Annotated in this window: 20 protein-coding genes and 1 pseudogene; 12 read left to right on the top strand and 9 right to left on the bottom strand. The window is 74.6% G+C overall.

The genetic code is table 11. The features are described from left to right. Positions 1-65 precede the first annotated feature (65 nt). A complete protein-coding gene (gene rpmB / locus AB0C04_RS13055) occupies positions 66-257 on the top strand; it encodes a 50S ribosomal protein L28 (RefSeq protein WP_007456456.1) in 192 nt (63 codons plus the stop codon). Positions 258-445: 188 nt separating this feature from the next. Continuing rightward, positions 446-1,702: an ATP-grasp domain-containing protein gene (locus AB0C04_RS13050; protein ID WP_357052721.1), complete on the top strand. Its 1,257-nt coding sequence runs from the start codon at positions 446-448 to the stop codon at positions 1,700-1,702. Between the two features lie 57 nt (positions 1,703-1,759). Here AB0C04_RS13050 and AB0C04_RS13045 read toward each other — a convergent pair whose 3' ends face one another. Then, positions 1,760-2,227: a GNAT family N-acetyltransferase gene (locus AB0C04_RS13045; RefSeq protein ID WP_357052718.1), complete on the bottom strand. Its 468-nt coding sequence runs from the start codon at positions 2,225-2,227 to the stop codon at positions 1,760-1,762. Positions 2,228-2,255: 28 nt separating this feature from the next. Then, positions 2,256-3,194, bottom strand: a complete 939-nt coding sequence (locus tag AB0C04_RS13040) for a thiamine-phosphate kinase (RefSeq protein ID WP_357053685.1) — start codon at positions 3,192-3,194, stop codon at positions 2,256-2,258. A 146-nt stretch (positions 3,195-3,340) separates the two neighbouring features. On the opposite strand from AB0C04_RS13040, the gene AB0C04_RS13035 reads away from it, so the two are divergent. Further along, positions 3,341-3,574, top strand: a complete 234-nt coding sequence (locus AB0C04_RS13035; protein WP_088646044.1) for an Lrp/AsnC ligand binding domain-containing protein — start codon at positions 3,341-3,343, stop codon at positions 3,572-3,574. Positions 3,575-3,685: 111 nt separating this feature from the next. Continuing rightward, entirely contained in the window at positions 3,686-4,222 is a 537-nt protein-coding gene (locus AB0C04_RS13030) for a DUF3515 family protein (protein ID WP_357053682.1), read from the top strand. Between the two features lie 12 nt (positions 4,223-4,234). Here the strand turns inward: AB0C04_RS13030 and AB0C04_RS13025 are convergent, their stop codons facing one another. Beyond that, complete coding sequence (locus AB0C04_RS13025; protein ID WP_357053679.1) at positions 4,235-5,341, bottom strand: D-alanine--D-alanine ligase family protein; 1,107 nt, start codon at positions 5,339-5,341, stop codon at positions 4,235-4,237. A gap of 229 nt (positions 5,342-5,570) precedes the next feature. Between AB0C04_RS13025 and AB0C04_RS13020 the strand changes: the two genes are divergently transcribed. Beyond that, positions 5,571-6,854, top strand: coding sequence for an ATP-binding protein (locus tag AB0C04_RS13020; protein ID WP_357052715.1), 1,284 nt, complete (start codon positions 5,571-5,573; stop codon positions 6,852-6,854). Positions 6,855-6,900: 46 nt separating this feature from the next. Here the strand turns inward: AB0C04_RS13020 and AB0C04_RS13015 are convergent, their stop codons facing one another. After that, positions 6,901-7,119, bottom strand: a complete 219-nt coding sequence (locus AB0C04_RS13015) for a hypothetical protein (RefSeq protein WP_350869600.1) — start codon at positions 7,117-7,119, stop codon at positions 6,901-6,903. A 276-nt stretch (positions 7,120-7,395) separates the two neighbouring features. On the opposite strand from AB0C04_RS13015, the gene AB0C04_RS13010 reads away from it, so the two are divergent. Continuing rightward, entirely contained in the window at positions 7,396-8,241 is an 846-nt protein-coding gene (locus tag AB0C04_RS13010) for a helix-turn-helix transcriptional regulator (protein ID WP_357052711.1), read from the top strand. Between the two features lie 5 nt (positions 8,242-8,246). After that, a complete protein-coding gene (locus AB0C04_RS13005; RefSeq protein WP_350869599.1) occupies positions 8,247-8,447 on the top strand; it encodes a DUF397 domain-containing protein in 201 nt (66 codons plus the stop codon). 110 nt (positions 8,448-8,557) lie between these two features. On the opposite strand, the gene AB0C04_RS13000 is transcribed toward AB0C04_RS13005, so the two are convergent. The 5 genes from AB0C04_RS13000 to AB0C04_RS12980 all read right to left on the bottom strand — a co-directional run bounded on the left by AB0C04_RS13000 (position 8,558) and on the right by AB0C04_RS12980 (position 13,825). Beyond that, the gene (locus AB0C04_RS13000) at positions 8,558-9,607 is read right to left on the bottom strand and encodes an ROK family protein (RefSeq protein WP_357052707.1); all 1,050 of its coding nucleotides are present in this window, start codon (positions 9,605-9,607) and stop codon (positions 8,558-8,560) included. Positions 9,608-9,922: 315 nt separating this feature from the next. Continuing rightward, positions 9,923-10,711, bottom strand: coding sequence for a putative protein N(5)-glutamine methyltransferase (locus AB0C04_RS12995; protein WP_357052704.1), 789 nt, complete (start codon positions 10,709-10,711; stop codon positions 9,923-9,925). 160 nt (positions 10,712-10,871) lie between these two features. After that, positions 10,872-11,993: a cystathionine gamma-lyase gene (locus AB0C04_RS12990; RefSeq protein ID WP_357052702.1), complete on the bottom strand. Its 1,122-nt coding sequence runs from the start codon at positions 11,991-11,993 to the stop codon at positions 10,872-10,874. A 7-nt stretch (positions 11,994-12,000) separates the two neighbouring features. Further along, positions 12,001-13,017, bottom strand: coding sequence for an NAD(P)H-dependent glycerol-3-phosphate dehydrogenase (locus AB0C04_RS12985; protein WP_357052699.1), 1,017 nt, complete (start codon positions 13,015-13,017; stop codon positions 12,001-12,003). A 76-nt stretch (positions 13,018-13,093) separates the two neighbouring features. Further along, positions 13,094-13,825, bottom strand: a complete 732-nt coding sequence (locus AB0C04_RS12980; protein WP_357052696.1) for a lysophospholipid acyltransferase family protein — start codon at positions 13,823-13,825, stop codon at positions 13,094-13,096. Between the two features lie 129 nt (positions 13,826-13,954). On the opposite strand from AB0C04_RS12980, the gene cofC reads away from it, so the two are divergent. The 5 genes and pseudogenes from cofC (at position 13,955) to AB0C04_RS12955 (ending at position 19,658) form a co-directional block, all read left to right on the top strand. After that, complete coding sequence (cofC, locus tag AB0C04_RS12975; RefSeq protein WP_357052694.1) at positions 13,955-14,599, top strand: 2-phospho-L-lactate guanylyltransferase; 645 nt, start codon at positions 13,955-13,957, stop codon at positions 14,597-14,599. Positions 14,600-14,625: 26 nt separating this feature from the next. Then, positions 14,626-14,823: a cold-shock protein gene (locus AB0C04_RS12970; RefSeq protein ID WP_357052691.1), complete on the top strand. Its 198-nt coding sequence runs from the start codon at positions 14,626-14,628 to the stop codon at positions 14,821-14,823. 213 nt (positions 14,824-15,036) lie between these two features. Beyond that, positions 15,037-17,238: pseudogene (locus AB0C04_RS12965) on the top strand (RNA degradosome polyphosphate kinase); the annotation flags it as partial. A 24-nt stretch (positions 17,239-17,262) separates the two neighbouring features. Next, positions 17,263-18,792, top strand: coding sequence for a CYTH and CHAD domain-containing protein (locus AB0C04_RS12960; protein WP_357052688.1), 1,530 nt, complete (start codon positions 17,263-17,265; stop codon positions 18,790-18,792). Beyond that, positions 18,780-19,658, top strand: coding sequence for an NUDIX hydrolase (locus AB0C04_RS12955; RefSeq protein ID WP_357052685.1), 879 nt, complete (start codon positions 18,780-18,782; stop codon positions 19,656-19,658). The genes AB0C04_RS12960 and AB0C04_RS12955 overlap by 13 nt, the downstream gene beginning before the upstream one ends. The last annotated feature ends 54 nt before the right edge of the window (positions 19,659-19,712 follow it).

The raw sequence follows: 19,712 nt of genomic DNA, 5'->3' as shown, positions 1-19,712 counted from the left end.
TGGCCAGGTTGCCCGGGCAGCACCTGCCGGCGACCCCATGAACGTTTCAATCCCAGGAGTATCCCGTGGCTAGCGTGTGCGACGTCTGTGGCAAGGGGCCGGGCTTCGGCCACAACGTGTCCCACTCGCACCGGCGGACCAACCGCCGCTGGAACCCGAACATCCAGTCGGTGCGCACCCCGGCCGGTGGCGGCAACACCAAGAAGTTGCAGGTCTGCACCTCGTGCATCAAGGCCGGCAAGGTCACCCGCGCCTGACCGGGCGGCAGACCATCTGATCGACGGCACAGCCGGCGGACCATCGGGTCCGCCGGCTGTTTCGTGTGCCCGGACGGCCCGCTGACGGGAACGCGACGACCCATCGACTGCGGTCGTACGCCCGGTTAGGGTCTCCCTGCGCCGACCGCCGGAGAGCCCGGTCGGGGGCCGACCGTGGGGGGCGAGCCGTGCAACTGGACCTGGGCCGGGATCACATGATCATCATCGGGACCTCGCACGGCATGCTGCGCTCCTTCGCCGAGGACCTACCCGCCGACAGTGTCGTGCTCATCGACGAACCCGACGTGATCCGCCGTCGCGACGTCGAGCGCCTGGCCGGGCAGCTGCCGTTCGTCTCCCGGGTCGTGCCCGCCGAATACCAGACCGGCTTCGACGCCGCCGCGCTGCTCGCCCGCGAGCCGGGGCTCGCCGCCGCCCGACTGGTGATGCCCGGCATGGAGTACGCGGTGGGCGCCGCCGCCCGGCTGGCCGACGCGCTCGGCCTGCCCGGCGCCGGAGGCACGGCCGCCGACGTCTTCTGCGACAAGCACCAGCTGCGCCTGCTGGCGGCCGAGGCCGGCCTGGCCAACCCGGCGTTCGAGCTGGTCGACGGCCCGGCCCAGGCGGCCGCCTTCGCCCGCCGGCACGGCGGCCGGTGCGTGCTGAAGCCCACCCGCCGCTCCGGCAGCCTCGGCGTGCAGATCCTCACCGACCCGGAGCAGGTGGCCGACGCGTGGGCGGACACCGCCGCCGCGGAGGCGCCACCGGAGGCCACCGACCGCGGGGTGCCCACGGCCGTCCTGGTCGAGCAGGTGCTCGACGGCCGGGAGCACAGCGTCGAGCTGCTGGTCGCCGACGGCGAGGTGATCTTCAGCAACGTGACCGACAAGCGGGTGCTGCCCGGACGGCGACCGGTGGAGACCGGGCACACCGTCCCGTCCGTGCTGCCCGACGGCGTCCGGCGGGAGCTGCTCGACGCGGCCGCCCGGCTGGCCCGGGCGGCCGGCTTCCGCACCGGGGTGCTGCACAGCGAGTGGATCATCGCCGACGGCGTGCCGACGCTGGTCGAGTGCGCCGCCCGGCTGCCCGGCGACATGATCACCGCGTTGATCTCGATCGCCTACGAGTGCGGGTTCATCGAGGCCTACCTGCGGACGCTGCGCGGCGAGCGGCCGGTGCTGCCCGCCCGGCCGACCGGCGGGGCGGCGGTGGAGTTCCTGCTGGCCCCGCCCGGCACGGTCACCGCCGTCGACGGTCTGCGGGCGGCCCGCCGGGTGTCCGGGGTGCTGGGCGTGCAGCTCGACGTCGCGGTCGGCGCCACGGTCGGCGAGGTGACCTGCTCGCTGGCCCGCAGCGGGCACGTGCTGGCCTGGGGCGCCGACCTGGCCGAGGCGACCGCCGCCGCCGGCAAGGCGGCCGAGCAGATCCAGATCAGCACCGACTGAGCCGGACCGCTGACGGCCGCCGTGGGTGGGCGGGGACGGTCACCCGGTCCGGCGCGGTCAGAGCGTGCGGCCGAAGGAGAGGCAGCCCGGCGCGTCCTTGTAGAAGCCGAAGTTCGGGATCCGCTCGTACCCGGCCGAGGTGTACATCGCGATCGCCTCGGGCTGCCGGTCGCCGCACTCCAGGATCATCTGCTTGCGCCCGTGCTCGCGGGCGGAGCGCTCGACCGCCGCCAGCACGGCCCGGGCCACCCCGCGGCCCCGGGCCGCCGGCGCGGTGTACATCCGCTTCAGCTCGGCGAACTCCCCCGTCTCGCCGTGACTGCGCCAGCCACCGCAGCCGACCGGCGCACCGTCGAGGTGAGCGACGAGGAAGGCGCCGGCCGGCGGGACGAACTCGGCCGGGTCGACCGGGGTGTCGTCGCCGCTGCCGCCGTACCGCTCGCCGAGGTCGGCCAGCGCGTCCCGGATCAGTCGCTGCGCGACGGGTGCGTCGAAGGGCACGGCGTGGATCTCGATCTCGCTCACCGGAAAAGGTTACGACCTGCGGTTACCGCTACCGGAAGTGGTCCCAGCCGGACGGCCCGGCGTACGCCTCGCCGTCGACGGTGACGCCAGCCCCGGCCACCACCCGGCCGACCGGCCGCCACGGATCCGGCAGCGCCACCGCCGACGAGAAGGTGGCGGCCAACGCGTGGTCGTCGCCACCGCCGAGGATCCAGGAGTACGGGTCGACGCCGAGCGCCTGCGCCGCGTCGCGCATCTGCCGGGGCACCTCGAAGGCGTCCCGCCGTAGATCGATCCCGACGCCGCTGGCCTTCGCCACGTGCCCCAGGTCGGCCAGCAGCCCGTCCGACACGTCGATCATCGAGGTGGCGCCGAGCCGGGCGGCGTGCGGGCCGGCCTGGTAGGGCACCTCGGGCCGCCGGTACGCCTCGACCAGCAGCCGGGGCGTGCGGAATCCACGGGAGAGCACGGTCAGCCCGGCCGCCGCGAAGCCGGAGCGGCCGGCGAGGGCCACCACGTCCCCCGGGCGGGCTCCGGAGCGCCGCACCGGCGCCCGGCCACCGAGGTCACCGAGGGCGGTCACCGCGATGGTCAACGTCGGGCTGGCCGACATGTCGCCGCCGACCACGCTGGCGCCCACGATCGCCGCCTCGGCGCTCAGCCCGTCGGCCAACTCCTCCGCCCAGCCCGACTCCAGCTCGGCCGGCATGCAGAGGGCGACCAGCAGGGCCGTCGGGGTCGCTCCCATGGCCGCGATGTCGGCCAGGTTGGCCGCCGCCGCCCGGTGCCCGACGTCCCGGGCGCTGGACCAGTCCCGCCGGAAGTGCCGCCCCTCGACCAGCACGTCGGTCGACGCCGCGACCCGGCCGTCCGGCGCCGCGACCACGGCCGCGTCGTCGCCGGGCCCGAGCAGGGTCGCCGGCCCGTACGCCAGCCGGGCGGTCACCCGCTCGATCAATCCGAACTCGCCGATCCCCGCGACGCTCACCCCCGCCACCTCGTTCCGCTCCTGCCGCCCAACCCCGGCGTGCTCGCTCACCGCTGCTCCTCGACCACCGATAGGGATCGGACCTGCTCCGTAGGGTAGTTTCACCCTTCGGGCCGCCCGAGGGCGGCGACGGAGGGAGGTCAGTCGTGGTACAGGCGTACATCCTCATCCAGACCGAGGTCGGCCGCGCACGTGACGTGGCCGGTCTCATCGCGGACCTCGCCGGCGTGGTACGCGTCGACGCCGTCACCGGGCCGTACGACGTGGTCGTCCTCACCGAGGCGAACACCGTCGACGAGCTCGGCAAACTCATTGTCAGCAACGTGCAGATGGTGCCCGGCATCACCCGCACGCTCACGTGTTCGGTGGTGCGGCTGTAAGTGGACAAGATCACTACTTCTCCGGCCGACTCCCCGGACCGGGCCGACGAGCGCCCCGAGGCGACCGCCGGCACCGGGCCGGGGCGGGACGGGGGCAACCGCCGCGCCGCCCTGATCTCGGCGCTGATCGCACTGCCGGTCACCCTGCTGGTGGCCGGGTTCGTCCTCGCGCAGCTCTCCCCCGACACACCGGCGCCCACGCCGAGCGCGTCGGCGACGACCGCCCGGGCCCAGTCCACCGCGCCGGTCGAGATGGCCGCCCCGGCGCTGGCCGCCCGGCCGGCCACCGTCTGTCGCGCCCTGCTCTCCCAGTTGCCGCCGACCGTCCGCGACCTGAACCAGCGTCCGGTCACCGCCGGTCCCGAGCAGAACGCCGCGTACGGCGATCCGGCGCTCACCGTGGCCTGCGGCGGCGCCGAGCCGACCATTCCGCCGACCGACGAGGTCTGGATGGTCAACAAGGTCTGCTGGCACGCGGCCGAGCAGACCGACGCGACGGTGCTCACCACGGTGGACCGGGAGACCGCGGTGACGGTCCGGGTGCCCCGCGCCTACGGGCAGCCTTTGCAGTGGGCGGCGCCCATCTCCGACACCATCGTGGCCTCGGTGCCCTCCGGCGGCGACACCCCGGCCGGCTGCCAGGGCTGACGCCCCGGCCGCTCAGTGCAGGCCGACGCCGCGGTTGAGGGCGGTGCGGATCAGCCGGTCGACCAGCTTCGGGTACTCCAGGCCGGCGGCCGCCCACATCCGGGGGAACATCGACGACGGGGTGAAGCCCGGCATCGTGTTGATCTCGTTGAGGTAGACGTCCAGCTCCGGGGTGACGAAGAAGTCGACCCGGGCCAGTCCGGCGCAGTCCAGTGCCGTGAAGGCGCGCACCGCGTACTCCTGGACCTGGCGGGTCACCCGCTCGGGCAGGCCGGCCGGGATGTCGTACTCGCAGGCCTGCTCCGAGTCGATGTACTTCGCCTCGAAGTTGTAGAACTCGTAGCCGGCGACGAGCCGCACCTCGGCCAGCACCGACGCCTCGGGTGCGCCACCGGCCTCGCCCTCCAGCACGCCACACTCGATCTCGCGGCCGATCACCGCGCCTTCGATGAGCACCTTCGGGTCGATCTGCCGGGCGGTGGCCACGGCCGCGTCCAGCTGGGCCCAGTCGGTGACCTTCGTGATGCCGAACGACGAGCCGGCCCGGGACGGCTTGACGAAGACCGGCAGGCCCAACCGCTCCTTGTCGGCCTCGCTCAGCGTCATCCCGTTGCGCAGCACGGCGTACGGGCCGACCGGGATGCCCTCCGCGGCGCAGAGCTTCTTGGTGAATTCCTTGTCCATCGCGGCGGCGGAGGCGAAGACGTTCGCCCCGACGTACGGGATGCCGGCCATCTCCAGCATCCCCTGGATCGTGCCGTCCTCGCCGTACGCACCGTGCAGCACCGGGAAGACCACGTCCACGTCGGCCAGTGCCCGGGGGCCCTCGGCCGGGTCGAGCACCATCAGCCCGTTGCCGGTGGGGTCGGCGCGCAGCACGAGGTCGACCCCGGACTGGGCGGTGATCTCCGGCAGCTGGCGGGCGCTGATGGCGAGCTGCTCCGGATCGCCACTGGTGAGCACCCACTGCCCCGCGCGGGTGATACCGACCGGCACCACCTCGTACTCGTCCGGGTCGAGCGCGCCGATCACGCTGCCGGCGCTGACAGCGGAGATGCCGTGCTCCGGGCTGCGGCCGCCGAACACGATCGCCACGCGGGTCTTGCCTGGGGTGGTCACTCCGGTCACCTCTCCGGTCGCGGATGCGGGCTCGTCGCTCACCCGGTTGACCTTACTGTGCGTGGCGACCGGTCGAGGCTCATACCCGGTGAGACGCAGCACCACACCGCATTCGGTCAGCAGCGCGTATACGGTGCGTAATCGCCCATCGCATCCGGGGGTGCGCCTCCGTCGGCCACGGTGGAGCGGGTGAGCGCGCTGGGCGGCAGCGGCACTACGCTGCTCGGCTGTGAGCTCCGACGCCCTCATCGACTCCCTGTCGGCCGCGCTCGACGCGCGCCCGGACGACCTGCCGCTCCGCCTGCACCTCGCCACGCTGCTGCTGGACGCCGGCCGCGGCGGCGAGGCGATCGCCCAGATCGGCCAGGCGCTCGCCCGGGATCCGGGCAGCGATCAGGCGCAGGCGTTGATGCAACGGGCGCTCGGCGCCGCCGTACCGCCGCCGACGCCCACGCCCGGCGCGGCCCCGGCGCCCGGTTCCGGCCCGGCGACGCGGCCGCCCGCACAGCGCGCGGCCGGGCCGGCGGGCGACGACCCACTCGCGGCCTACGAGCAGGAGCTCGCCGACGTCGTCCCGCCGCGCTTCGCCCGCGCCGACGACGAGCCGGACCCGGTCACCGGCGACCACGACCGGGTGTACGACGTGGAGACCTCGACGATCCGGCTGGCCGACGTGGGCGGCATGTCGGCGGTGAAGGAGCGGCTGGAGCTGGCCTTCCTCGGCCCGCTGCGCAACCCGCAGCTGCGCCGGATGTACGGCAAGAGCCTGCGCGGCGGGCTGATGCTCTACGGGCCGCCCGGCTGCGGCAAGACCTTCCTGGCCCGGGCGGTCGCCGGGGAGATGGGCGCGAAGTTCGTCTCGCTCTCCATCGTGGACGTGCTGGACATGTGGATGGGCAACTCGGAGCGGAACCTGCACGAGCTGTTCGAGGCGGCCCGCCGCAACGCGCCGTGCGTGCTCTTCCTCGACGAGGTCGACGCGCTCGGGCACAAGCGCTCCCAGGTCGGCTCCAGCTCGATGCGGACGCTGGGCAACCAGCTGCTCGCCGAGCTGGACGGCATGGAGGGCAACAACGAGGGCGTGTTCGTGCTGGCCGCCACCAACACCCCATGGGACGTCGACCCGGCGCTGCGCCGTCCGGGCCGGCTCGACCGGGTGGTGCTGGTGCTGCCGCCGGACCCGGAGGCCCGGCGAGCCATCCTCGAGTACCACCTGCGGGAGCGGCCGATCGCCAAGATCGACCTGCGCAAGGTGGTCGCGGCCAGCGAGGACTACTCCGGGGCCGACCTGGCCCACCTCTGCGAGACGGCCGCCGAGTTCGCGATGGCCGACTCGGTGCGCAGCGGCGAGGTGCGGATGATCGAGCAGCGGGACTTCGACCGGGCGCTGAAGGAGGTCCGGCCGTCGACCCGGCCCTGGATGGCCACCGCCCGCAACGTCGCCATGTTCGCCAACGAGGGCGGCGTCTACGACGACCTCGTCGCCTACCTCAAGAAGCGCAAGCTGCTCTGAGGGGTCGGGGCGGGCCGGTCGGGCGCTGCCACCCGCCCCGACGGCCTCAGTCGCGGGCGTGCCGCCGGCCCACGGCGATCACCTTCACCCGCTGGCGGCCGGCCCGCACCATGCCGAGCGCCATGAACGCGCCGGCGATCCGGTCCGCCGCCTCCCGGCTGCTGGCGCCGACCACCTGGCGACGCCGCTCCGGGCTGGTCCGCTCGTTGCGGACGGGCCCTTCGATCGGGCGTACGTCGGTGAGCACCACCAGGAAGCGGGTCATCGCCGGGGCCCAGGGTGGTCGACGCGGGCTTGCGGACCGGTACGCACGCTGACTCCCTTCGGACGGGCCGGGACGGGGCGGCACGCGGCGATCGGGTACGGGGGAGAAACCCGATCGCCGCGCGCCCCATCCCCTCCGGTCGCTCACCACCACCGTCGCCACGACAACCGGCGGTGAGGACGCGATAACAGATTGACAGCTGTAGACCCATGAATGCAACTCTCATCGGCGTTCTCTCATGTATCGGTTCCCAGAAATGTGTGCGACCATCGATGCATGGCTCCGAAGACCGCCCGCGCCCGCCGCCTGGGCATCGCTCTGCGCACCAACCGGGAGGCCGCCGGCCTGACCCTGGAGGCGGCGGCGGATGAGATCAACAGCACCCGCAGCACCCTCTCCCGGTACGAGAACGCCCAGACGCTGGTCAACCCGGCCACCGTGCGGGCGCTGCTCACCCTCTACGGGGTCGGCCCCGACGACGTCGCCGCGGCGGTCCAGCTGGCCAAGGACGCGCGCAAGCCGGGCTGGTGGGTCTCCTACTCGTACCTGCTGGACCGCCGGACCATCGACTTCATCGCCTTCGAGTCCGAGGCCACCGGAATCGCCAACTTCGAGCCGTCGGTGGTGCCGGGGCTGCTGCAGACCGCCGACTACATCCGCGGGGTGATGCGCGGCGGGCCGCACACACTCAGCGACGAGCAGGTGGAGCAGCGGGTCAAGCTCCGGCTGGACCGCCAGCAGCGGCTCACCGGCGACGAGCCGCCGATCTTCGACGCGATCATCGACGAGGGCGCGCTGCTCCGGCCGGTCGGCGAGCGGTCGGTGATGGACGGGCAGCTCCGGCACCTGGTGAAGATGGCCGAGCTGCCGAACATCACCGTCCAGGTGATTCCACTGGCCGCCGGCTACCACCGGGGCACCCGGGGATCGCTGCACATCCTGGAGTTCGCCGACCCGGAGGACCCGATCATCGCCTCGGTGGAGACGGTGGCCGGTCAGATGATCCTCGACCGCCCCGGCGACCTGCGTACCTGCACGAAGATCATGGAACATCTGCGGACGGTCGCGCTGAGCCCGGCGGACAGCCGCGACCAGCTCCTCGAACTCCTGAAGGGACGGTAGGACCGATGACACCGACGATCAGCGCGGCGCTGGCCGCAGCCGGCTGGCGCAAGAGCAGCCGCAGCGGCGACGAGGGCGCCTGCGTGGAGGTGGCGGTGATCCCTCAACTGGTCGCCGTCCGCGACTCCAAGGACCCGACCGGCCCGGCGCTGCTCTTCGCACCGACCGCCTGGGCCGCGTTCGCCCAGGCGCCGCCGCGCCGCTGACCACCCTCGGTGTCCGGCCACCGGTGGGCGGTGGCCGGACGCCGAGGCCCGACCGGCCGCCGGTTGGCGGTGGCCGGCCGGGCCCGGGGTGCTCCGAAGGTGGCTGCCGGTCAGGCGACCACCGACCGGGGCGCGGGGCCGGCCCGCAGCGCCTCCAGCGCCGCGATCGCCACCCCCCGGGCGCCGGCCATGTCCCGGTCCGGGACCAGGGCGAAGGTGGCCACGGCCGCCTGTTCCGCACGGAGCACGGTGTGTTCCCGGACCTCGGCGAGGAACCAGTCGCGGAACTCCGGCGCCGCCTCCACCACCCCACCGCCGACGAAGTAGGCATGCGGATCGGTGAAGTTGGCGGCGATCGTGAACAACCGGCCGAGCGCCATGGCCTGCTGGGTGAAGATCGCGCGGGCCAGCGCGTCACCCCGCTCGCCGTAACCCCGGACCAGCTTGGCGGCCCGGGCCGGCGGCTCCGCGGCCAACGGGTGCCCGACGTACCGGGTCAGCCAGTACGGCAGCAGGTTGTGTTCGATGGCGGTCAGCGAGGCGATGCTCTCCGCGTCCCCGTCGAAGCCGCAGGCGCAGACCGGCACCGGCTGGTCCGGGGCGAGCAGCCCGTGCAGCGGAAGGTGCACGTGGCCCAGCTCGCCCGCCATCCCGGCGGCCCCGGCGATCACCCGGCCGCCCTCCACCACGCCGCCACCGAGCCCGGTGCCGACGATCGCCGAGACCGACGACCGGGCCATCGCCTCGGCTCCGAAGTGGACGTGGTGGGCGTAGAGCGCGGCCGCGTTGCCGTCGTTGTGGTAGATCACCGGAAGGCCGAGCCGCCGCTCGAGCGCGCCGCGCACGTCGAAGCCCCGCCAGGCCGGCTGGGAGAAGTTGGTCGACCCGCGCGAGGAGATCACCCCGGTGGCGCTCGCCGGGCCCGGCGTGTCCAGCCCGACCGCCCGGACCAGTTCGCGCGGCACCCCCACGTGCGCCAGGACGCCGTCCAGCGCGCGGGCCAGCGCCTCGATCGCCGCGTCCGGGCCGTCCTGCACCTCACTCGGTATCTCCGCCAGCCCGTCGACCAGGAACCGGCCGTCCAGGGTGAGGACCGTGGCGTTGTTGCTGGTGCCGCCGTTGTCCAGCCCGACGACCACCGGAACCCCTGCGCTGCCCACCGAACCGCCTCCCGTCCCTGGTGACGCCCGGCCCGCCCGCGCCGTGGTCGACGCGGCCCGGCGAGCTGTGAGCAGAGGCTAGTGCTCATCCCCCGGCCACCGCCACGCCGCCCGGGCAACCGGCGGCAGGAGCGGGCGCACGGCGGGACGTGTCCTCGGGAGCGGTATACCGCGGAGGCATAGATATTCCTCAGCGGTATACCGCTCCCCACGACTCCGCCGCCGACGCGACGGCGGCGGCGGCGGAACGGGCCGGTCGGCGTCGGCGGCCAGGCCGGGCGGGCCGGGCCCGACGGGCTGGGCAGGGCCCGGCGGCTAGGTCGGGCGGCGGGCGGTGACCGCCGTCGCGTCCAGGTCCTCGTCGTGGCGCACCTGCGGCGTCAGCCCCAGACCGGTGAGCTCCGCGCAGAGCGCGTCGGCCTGCACCGCGGCGACCTCCACCACCAGGTGCCCGCCGGGCGCCAGCCAGTCGGCTGCCCCCTCGGCCACCCGGCGCAGCACCGCCAGGCCGTCCGAGCCGCCGTCCAGGGCCATCGGGGCCTCGTGCAGCCGCGCCTCGGCCGGCATCAGCGCCACCGCCCCGGTCGGCACGTACGGGGCGTTGGCGACGACCAGGTCCAGCCGGCCCCGCCAGCGCGCCGGCAGTGGCGCGAACAGGTCGCCCTCGAAGACCGGCACGGCCAGATCGGCGAGGTTGCGCCGGGCGCAGGCCACCGCCGCCGGGTCGATGTCGGCGGCAGCCAGCCAGCGGGGGCTGAGCCGCTGCGCCAGCGCGAGCGTGGTCGCCCCGGAGCCACAGCAGAGGTCCACCACGGCCGGCGCCGGCCCGGTGACCGCCGCGGCGGCCGCGACCAGCAGGCCGGTCCGTCCGCGCGGCACGAAGACGCCGGGGTCGACGGCGACCCGCAGCCCGCAGAACTCGGCCCAGCCGAGCAGGTGTTCCAGCGGTGTGCCGGCGATCCGGCGGTCGACGAGGTCGGCCAGCGCGGCCGGGGATTCGGCGGCGTCGAGGAGCAGCTCGGCCTCGTCCTCGGCGTAGACGCAGCCGGCGGCGCGCAGCCGGTGCACCAGGGCGGAACGGTCGGTAGGGAGGGGCACGGTCATGGGAAGCCTCCGGGAGCGCTCGACGGCGCTCCCGTGGCCGCTACCGTGGCGGCCTGGACGCGGGAGGGAGCGCCGGTCCTGTTGTCGGGTGGATCGGACTCACCTCCTCGGATTCGGGCCCCGTCGCGGGCCACCGGAACGATATCCCGCCGGCCGGGGATCAGGTAGCCGGGCCGGCGGCGGCGAGCGCGGCGGCGATGTCGGCCACCAGATCCGCGGTGTCCTCCACCCCGCAGGAGAGCCGGACGAAGCCGGGGCCGGTGTCGTCGCCCCACTGGGCCCGGCGGTCGGCCGTGGTGTGCAGACCGCCGAACGAGGTGGCCGCGGCGACCAGGCGGGCGGCCTCGACGAACCGGCCGACCCGGTCCGCCGTGCCGAGGTCGAAGCAGAGCACCCCCGGCATCCGGCGCATCTGGGCCGACGCCACCGGGTAGGCCGGGTCCTCCGGTCGGCCGGGCCAGCGCAGGCCGGTCACGTCCACGCGGTCGGCCAGCAGCGAGGCGACCGCCGCCGCGTTGGCGCTCTGCCGGGCCAGTCGCAGATCAAGGGTGGCCAGCGACCGGTGAGCCAGCCAGGCGTCGAACGCGCCGGGGACGGCGCCGGTGGTGGTACGCCAGCCGGTCACCGCCTCGAGCAGCACCGTGGACCGGGTGGCCAGGTAGCCGAGCAGCAGGTCGGAGTGCCCGGTGAGCGCCTTGGTGCCGGAGGCGACCACCAGGTCCGCGCCGAGGTCCAGCGGACGTTGCCCCAGCGGAGTCGCGGTGGTGTTGTCCACCGCGAGCAGCGCGCCGGCGGCGTGCGCCCGGTCGGCCAGCGCGGCCACGTCGACCACGTCGAGACCCGGATTGGCCGGGGTCTCCACCAGCACCAGCCGCACCCCGGCCAGGTCGGGGTACGGGCCGACCGTCGGCGCGAAGAGCACCCGGACGCCCAGTTCGGCCAGCACGTCCGTGGCGAACGCCCGGACCGGGAAGTATCCGTCGGTGGGGAGCACCACGGTGTCGCCCGGCCGGAGCACCGTCAGCAGCAGCGCGGTGATCGCGGCCTGCCCGCTGGCGAAGACCCGGCAGTCGGCGCCCTCCAGCTCGCCGATGGCCGCCTCCAGCAGCCGGCGGGTCGGATTGTCCGGGCGGCCGTAGCCGTTCGGGCTCGCCGCCGGCCCCTGCCACGGGTCGACGTGGTACGGCGCGGCGAAGACCGGACCGGGCAGGAACGGCTGCCCGGGCGCCGGCTCGGGCAACCCGGCGCGTACGCAGCGGGTGCCGTCCCCCAGATCAGTCATCGGATCCTCACTCGTACGACTCGGGCTTGGCGGTCCGGCTCATCAGGGTGTCCACGGCGAGGCGCGGATCCATCCCCTCGTGGCAGATCCGCTCGACCTGCTCGGTGATCGGCATTTCCACGCCGTGCGCCCGCGCCAGGTCGCGGATCGCCAGGCAGCTCTTCACGCCCTCGGCGGTCTGCCGGGTGGCGGCCTGCGCCTGCTCCAGCGTCTCGCCGCGGCCCAGGTGCTCGCCGAAGGTCCGGTTGCGGGCCAGCGGGGACGAGCAGGAGGCGACCAGGTCGCCCATGCCGGCCAGACCGGCGAAGGTGATCGGGTCCGCGCCGAGCGCCACGCCCAGCCGGGCGGTCTCGGCCAGCCCTCGGGTCATCAGCATCGCCCGGGTGTTGTCGCCGAAGCCCATCGCGGTGGCGATGCCGTACGCCAGCGCGATCACGTTCTTGACCGCCCCGCCCAGCTCGCAGCCGATCACGTCGTCGTTGGTGTACGGGCGCAGGTACGGCGTGCGGATCGACGACTGCACGAGGGTGGTCCGCCGGCTGTCCGTTCCGGCGACCACGGTCGCGGCCGGCTGCTCGGCGGCGATCTCCGGGGCGAGGTTCGGGCCGGAGACCACCACCACCCGGTCCGCCGTGACCCCGGCGGTCTCCACGATCACCTCGCTCATCCGCCGGGTGGTACCGAGCTCGATGCCCTTCATCAGGGAGACCAGCGTGGCGTCCGGGTGCAGGTGACCGGACCACTCGGCCAGGTTGCCGCGCAGGGTCTGCGACGGCACCGCCAGCACGACCAGCTCGGCGCCGGTGATCGCCTCGGCGGCGTCCCCGGTCGCCGTGACCCGCTCCGGCAGCGCCAGGCCCGGCAGGTACTCCGGATTGCGCCGTTCGTCCCGCAGCGTGTCCGCGACCCGCTGCCGCCGGGCCCAGATGGTCACATCCCGGCCGGCGTCGGCCAGGATCTTGGCGAACGCGGTGCCCCAGGAGCCGGCGCCCAGCACCGCGACGTGCCCGCTCCGCTCGCTCATGCCAGCACTCCGCTGCGCTCCGTGCTGTCATGAGGCTCAGCCGCACTGAGTCGATGATTCGCTCGCTGTCGCTCGCTCACGCCGCGTCTCCCTGCTGCTGGCGCTGGGCGCGGCCGGGGCGTTCCCAGAGCGGTGGCGGGGTGCCGCCGCGGATCTCGGCGAGCATGTCGCGCAGCTGCAGCATGATCGCGTCCGTCATCTCCTCCAGGGTGACCCGGTTCGGCGACGCGCCGGCCCACCGGCTCAGGTCGACCGGCGGACCGGCCACCACGGTTACCGGGATCCGGGGGCGCAGGCTCAGCCGGGCGGTCCGCGGGTCGAAGATCCGCTCCGGGCCCCACATCGCCACCGGGACGACCGGGGCGCCCGTGGCCAGCGCGAGCCGCGCGGCGCCGGTCTTGCCCTTCATCGGCCACAGCTCCGGCTCCCGGGTGGTGGTGCCTTCCGGGTAGATCACCACGGCGCCGCCCTCCTTGACCGCGGTGATCAGCGCGTCCAGCGACCGGGCCGCGTCCACCGTGCCCCGTTCCACCGGGATCTGCCGGCAGCGGTGCAGGATCCAGCCGACCACCGGCACCCGGAACACGCTCGCCTTGCCCAGGTACTGCGGCCAGCGCCCGGAGTCGAAGATGAAGTGCGCGGAGACCAGCGGGTCCGCGTGCGACAGGTGGTTCGCCACGATGATCATGCCGCCGTCCCGGCCGAGGTGTTCCATCCCCCGCCAGGTCCGCCGGGTCCAGACGGTCATCACCGGCTTGACCAGCAACACGGCGAACCGTCGCCAGAACCCCAGCCTCCGCCGTGCCACCGCGCCTCCTCGTGCCGCCCGGGCCCCGCCCACCGGCCCCGCCGGTGACACCCGCAGCGGAAATCATGCCTGCTGCCTCGGGGTACGGCCAGTGAGGGGTACCGCCGCCCGGCTGGCAGGATTGCAGGTGTGAGTCAGCCGAGGTGGACCGTGGTGGTCCCGGTGAAGCGCCTGGCGGCGGCGAAGAGCCGGTTGCGCGGGGCCTTGCCGGGCGTACCCCACGAGGAGCTGGCGCTCGCGCTGGCGGCCGACACGGTCCGCGCGGTGCGGGCCTGCCCGGCGGTCGCCGAGATCCTGGTGGTCACCGACGACCCCCGGATGGGTGCGGCGGCCCGCCAGGCCGGCGCGCGAGTGCTGCCGGACCAGCCGGACGCGGGCCTGAACGCCGCCTTCCGACACGGCGCCTCCGCCGCGCCCGGCGGCTGGGTGGCCGGCCTCACCGCCGACCTGCCCGCGCTGCGCCCGGCCGAGCTGGCCGCGGCGCTGGCAGCGGCGCAGGCCGCCCCGGCCGTACGCCGGTTCGTGGCCGACGCGCCGGGCGGCGGCACCGTGCTGCTCGCCGCGCCGCCGGGGACGCCGCTGGACCCCCGGTTCGGGACCGACTCGGCCGCCGCGCACGCGGCCAGCGGGGCGCTGCCGCTCACCGGCGACTGGCCGAGCCTGCGCCGGGACGTCGACACCGCGGCCGACCTCACCGTCGCCGCCGGGATCGGGCTCGGGCCACGCAGCGCCGCACTCGTCGGCGCCCACTGCCCGGCCGGCGCACCGGGCTGAGGTGCCCGCCGGTGTACGGTGCTCGCATGCAGGGCACGGTGGCCACCTACGACGCGGCGACCCGCAGCGGTCTGCTGCTCCTCGACGACGGCACCGAGCTGCCCTTTCCGGCCCGCGCCTTCGACGCCTCCGGCCTGCGTCTGCTCCGCCTCGGGCAGCGGCTGCGGGTGGAGACCGACGCCGCCGGTGAGGTGGTACGCGTGACGTTGCCGACGATGAGCTGACGCGTCGCCGCCAAGTTCATTTTGCGTTCACCGGATTCGGGTGATTATGAGCAGGTGAGCACCCCTCGCGAGCAACCCGCCAAGCCCACCCCCGAGCACACCGGGGCCCGCAACGGCACCCGGCTGCGTGGCGACGACGGCCGTTTCCGCCCCGGTGACCCGCCCGACGACGCCGAGCACCCCCGGGCTGCCCGTACCGACCTGCCCGCCGCCGACGCGGCGGCCGCTTCGGACGGGCTGGAGGAGGTGCTCGACCCGGTCGCCACCCCCGGCTCGGCCCTCGCCCCCCGACCCGCGCCCGCCCCCGACCTGGCTGCCGACCGCGGCGACGACGAACCGCCGGCCGCCGAACCGCTGCCCGAGGAGCGGTTCCTCAACCGGGAGCTCTCCTGGCTCGACTTCAACGCCCGGGTGCTGGCGCTCGCCGAGGACCCCCGCACCCCACTGCTGGAGCGGGCGAAGTTCCTGGCCATCTTCGCCAGCAACCTGGACGAGTTCTACATGGTGCGGGTGGCCGGGCTGAAGCGCCGGTTGCAGGCCGGCCTGCCGGTCCGCGGCGGTGACCGGATGCCGCTGCGCACCCAACTGGAACTGATCTCCGAGAAGGCCGCCGCGCTGGTCGCCCGGCACGCCGCCTGCTTCGTCGACGACGTGCTGCCCAAGCTCGCCGACGAGGAGATCCGCATCCTGCGCTGGAGCGAGCTGGACGACGCCGAACGGGAGCGGCTGCGCGCCTACTTCCGGGAGCAGATCTTCCCGGTGCTGACGCCGCTCGCGGTCGACCCGGCGCACCCGTTCCCGTACATCTCCGGACGGTCGCTCAACCTGGCCGTGGCCGTCCGCGACCCGGACGGCGGGTCGGAGCTGTTCGCCCGGGTGAAGGTGCCGAACAACGTCCCCCGGTTCGTCCGGGTGCACCGGGACCAGCCCGGGCTGCGAATGCTGCCGGTCGAGGACCTGATCTCGGTGCACCTCGGGCAGCTCTTCTCCGGGATGCAGGTGGTCGAGTGCCACCTGTTCCGGGTCACCCGCAACGCCGAGGTGGAGGTCGACGAGGACCGGGACGAGGACCTGCTCCAGGCGCTGGAGCGGGAGCTGGCCCGGCGCCGGTTCGGTCCGCCGGTCCGGCTGGAGGTGGCCGCCTCGATCACCGACCACATGCTGGAGCTGCTCGTCCGTGAGCTGGACATGGACGACCAGGACGTGCTGCGGGTACCCGGCCTGCTCGACCTCTCGGCGCTCTGGCAGCTCTACGGCGAGGCGGACCGGCCGGACCTGAAGGACAAGCCGTTCGTGCCGTCCACCCATCCGCGGCTCACCGAGGGCGAGGTCCCGCGCAGCGTCTTCGCCACCCTGCGCGACGGGGACATCCTGGTGCACCACCCGTACCACTCCTTCGCCACCAGCGTGCAGCGCTTCATCGAGCAGGCCGCCGCCGACCCGAACGTGCTGGCCATCAAGCAGACCCTCTACCGCACCAGTGGCGACTCCCCGATCGTGGACGCCCTGGTCGACGCCGCGGCCGCCGGCAAGCAGGTGGTGGTGCTCGTGGAGGTGAAGGCGCGCTTCGACGAGGTGGCCAACATCGGCTGGGCCCGGACGCTGGAACGCGCCGGCTGCCACGTGGTGTACGGCCTGGTCGGACTGAAGACGCACTGCAAGACCGCGCTAGTGGTACGCCAGGAGGGCAACCAGATCCGTCGCTACTGCCACATCGGCACCGGCAACTACCACCCGAAGACCGCCCGGCTCTACGAGGACTTCGGCATGCTCACCGCCGACCCGGAGATCGGCGCCGACCTGACCGACCTGTTCAACGTGCTCACCGGCTACAGCCGGCAGACCGCGTACCGCCGGTTGCTGGTGGCCCCGCAGGGCATCCGCAGCGGCCTGATCGAGCGGATCGAACGGGAGATCTCCCACGTCCGGCTCGGCATGCCCGGTCTGGTGCAGTTCAAGGTGAACGCGCTGGTCGACGAGGCGATCACCGACGCGCTCTACCGCGCCTCCCGCGCCGGTGTGCACGTCGACCTGCTGATCCGGGGCATGTGCACGCTGCGACCGGGGGTGCCGGGGCTGTCGGAGAACATCCGGGTGCGCTCGATCCTCGGCCGGTTCCTGGAGCACTCCCGGGTCTTCCGGTTCGGCAACAACGGCGACGCCGAGTTCTGGATCGGGTCGGCGGACCTGATGCACCGCAACCTGGACCGGCGAGTGGAGGCGCTGGTGCAGGTCACCGATCCGGTCGCCCGGGCCGAGCTGGACCAGGTGCTGACGGCCGCGATGAGCCCCGAGGTGGAGGGGTTCGAGCTGGCCGGGGACGGTGCCTGGACCCGGCGGGCCGGCACCCCCGAGGAGCCGCTGGCCCACCTGCAGGAGTTGCTGCTGCGCCGGGTCGGTGGCACTGCCGGCTGACCGTGCGGGGCATAGGCTGACGAAGTGGTCGAGGAGGAACGGAAGTACGAGGTGGACGACGCCTTCGTTCTGCCCGACCTCTCGTCGGCCGCCCCGCCGGGTGGCGAGGTGCGCGCCCGAGCGCCGGTGACCCTGCTCGCCACCTACGTCGACACGGTCGATCTGCGGCTGGCCCGCGCCGGGGTCTCACTGCGCCGCCGGGAGGGCGACGAGCTGCCCTGGACGGTGAAACTACCCACCGACACCCCCGGCATCCGGCAGGAGATCTCCCGGGCCGGGCCGGTCGGCGACCCGCCGGCGGAACTGGCGGCGCTGGTCACCGTGCAGGCCCGGGGCGCACCACTGGCCCCGGCCGCGCTGGTCCGCACCGAGCGGCACGCCTACGACGTGCTCGGGCCGGCCGGCGAGGTGCTCGCCGAGGTGGTCGACGACCGGGTGACCACGCTCGCCGGCGACGGATCCCCCACCGGCGCCTTCCGCGAGCTCGAGGTGGAGCGCAAGGCCGGCGACCGCGCCCTGCTGGACCGGATCGGGTCGGTGCTGCGCGAGGCCGGGGCACGCGGCGGATCCTTCGTCCCGAAGCACGTGCGGGCGCTCGGCCCGGCGGCCGAGCGCGAACCGGACCTGGTTCCGCCCACCGGCCTGCCGAGCAAGCCGACCGCCGGTGACGTGGTCACCGAGGCGGTCCGGCGCGGCGTACGGCGGCTGGTGGAGCACGACCCGCTGGTCCGGCTGGGCGTCCCGCTCGACGGCGACACCGCCGTACACCAGATGCGGGTGGCCTGCCGACGGCTCCGCAGCGACCTGCGCACCTTCGCCCCGCTGCTGCGTCCCGCCTGGGCCCGCCCGCTCCGCGACGAGCTGGCCTGGCTCGCCGGGGTGCTCGGCGCGGCACGGGACGCCGAGGTGCTGCGCGACCGGCTGCGGCGCACCGCCGCGGCCGACCCGACCAGCCCACTCGACCCGGCCACCGTGGACCGGCTGGACGCCGCGCTCGCCGAACGGCAGGACCGGGCGTTGGCGGAGGTGGCCGAGGCGCTGGGCTCCCCCCGCTACCTGGCCCTGGTGGACGCCCTGGTGCTGGCCGCCCGGGCACCCCGGCTCACCCCGAAGGCGAAGCGACCGGCCGCCCGGGTGCTGCCCCGGCTGGTGGCCCGCCCGTGGCGCCGGCTCGCCGGCGGGAAGCGCCGGCCGGGCGGGGTGGCGGCGCTCGACCCGGCCGGGCCGGACGAGCGGTGGCACGAGGTGCGCAAGCGGGGCAAGCAGGCCCGCTACGCGGTCGCCGCCGTCGCGCCGGTGCTCGGCGCGGACGCCGGCAGGCTGGCCCGCAAGCTGAAGCGGGTGCAGGACGTGCTCGGCGAGCACCAGGACGCCGCGGTCGCGGCGGAGACCTGGCTGGCCCTGGCCGCCGCGCAGCCGGCCGACCACGAGCTGGCGGTCACCGCGGGGCGGCTCGCCGAACGGGAGCGCGCCACGGTGCGCCGGATGCGGGCCGAATTCCCGGCCGCCTGGCATCGGGCCAACCGGCGGAAGCGGACCAGATGGCTGCGGTGACCGAGATCCGCGCGGCCGGCGGGGTGGCCTGGCGGCCGACAGCAGGTGGGGTCGAGGTCTGCCTGGTGCACCGGCCCCGCTACGGCGACTGGTCGCTGCCGAAGGGGAAGCTGGAGCCGGCCGAGCATCCGTTGGTGGCCGCGGTCCGCGAGGTGGCCGAGGAGACCGACGTGCGGGCGGTGCCGCAGGTCCGGCTCCCCGGCGCGCGCTACCGCAGCGAGGGGCGGCCCAAGGTGGTCGACTACTGGTCGATGCGCGCAGTGGCGACCGGTGGCTTCCAGCCCGGCACCGAGGTGGACGAGGTGCGCTGGCTCGCCGTGGACGACGCGATCCGGCTGGTCAGCTACCCGCACGACGCCGAGGTGCTGGCCGGGTTCGCCGCACTGCCGCCGGTGATCGGGACGGTGGTGCTGGTCCGGCACGCCCACGCCGGCATGCGCGCGACCTGGTCCGGTCCGGACACCGCGCGGCCGCTCGACGCCGAGGGCTGGGCGCAGGCGCAGGCGTTGGCCGAACTGGTGTCGCTGCTACGGCCGGCCCGGCTGGTGTCCGCGTCGCCGCGCCGGTGCGTGCAGACGCTCGGCCCGGCCGCCGCCCGCCTCGACCTGCCGGTCGAGGTCTGCGGCGACCTGGACGAACCGCAGCCGGGTCAGCAGCGCGACGAGCGGGCGCTCGTCCTCGCCGCCCGGCTCCTGGAGCTGGCCGGCACCGGCGACCGGGTGGCGGTGTGCAGCCAGGGCAAGGTGATCCCCGGTGCGCTCGAACAGCTCACCGGCCGGGTCGGCGAGGACTTCACCACCCCGAAGGGCGGCGGCTGGCTGCTCGCCTTCGCCACTGACGGGCTGCTCGCCGCCGAGCGCCTCTGACCGACCCGTCCGATGGTGGGCGCGCGGCCCGGTTGGCACCGTTGCGGCCGGCCC

The organism is Micromonospora sp. NPDC048909 (assembly GCF_040649635.1).
Lineage (GTDB): Bacteria > Actinomycetota > Actinomycetes > Mycobacteriales > Micromonosporaceae > Micromonospora.
This window is presented reverse-complemented; position numbering and strand designations above follow the sequence as displayed.

Excerpts from the sequence above, each read along its gene's own strand:
- AB0C04_RS13010 (WP_357052711.1), top strand. The coding sequence starts at position 7,396 with ATGGCTCCGAAGACCGCCCGCGCCCGCCGCCTGGGCATCGCTCTGCGC.
- AB0C04_RS12955 (WP_357052685.1), top strand. The coding sequence starts at position 18,780 with ATGGCTGCGGTGACCGAGATCCGCGCGGCCGGCGGGGTGGCCTGGCGG.
- AB0C04_RS13005 (WP_350869599.1), top strand. The coding sequence starts at position 8,247 with ATGACACCGACGATCAGCGCGGCGCTGGCCGCAGCCGGCTGGCGCAAG.
- AB0C04_RS12985 (WP_357052699.1), bottom strand. The coding sequence starts at position 13,017 with ATGAGCGAGCGGAGCGGGCACGTCGCGGTGCTGGGCGCCGGCTCCTGG.
- AB0C04_RS12990 (WP_357052702.1), bottom strand. The coding sequence starts at position 11,993 with ATGACTGATCTGGGGGACGGCACCCGCTGCGTACGCGCCGGGTTGCCC.
- AB0C04_RS12970 (WP_357052691.1), top strand. The coding sequence starts at position 14,626 with ATGCAGGGCACGGTGGCCACCTACGACGCGGCGACCCGCAGCGGTCTG.
- AB0C04_RS12995 (WP_357052704.1), bottom strand. The coding sequence starts at position 10,711 with ATGACCGTGCCCCTCCCTACCGACCGTTCCGCCCTGGTGCACCGGCTG.
- AB0C04_RS13015 (WP_350869600.1), bottom strand. The coding sequence starts at position 7,119 with ATGACCCGCTTCCTGGTGGTGCTCACCGACGTACGCCCGATCGAAGGG.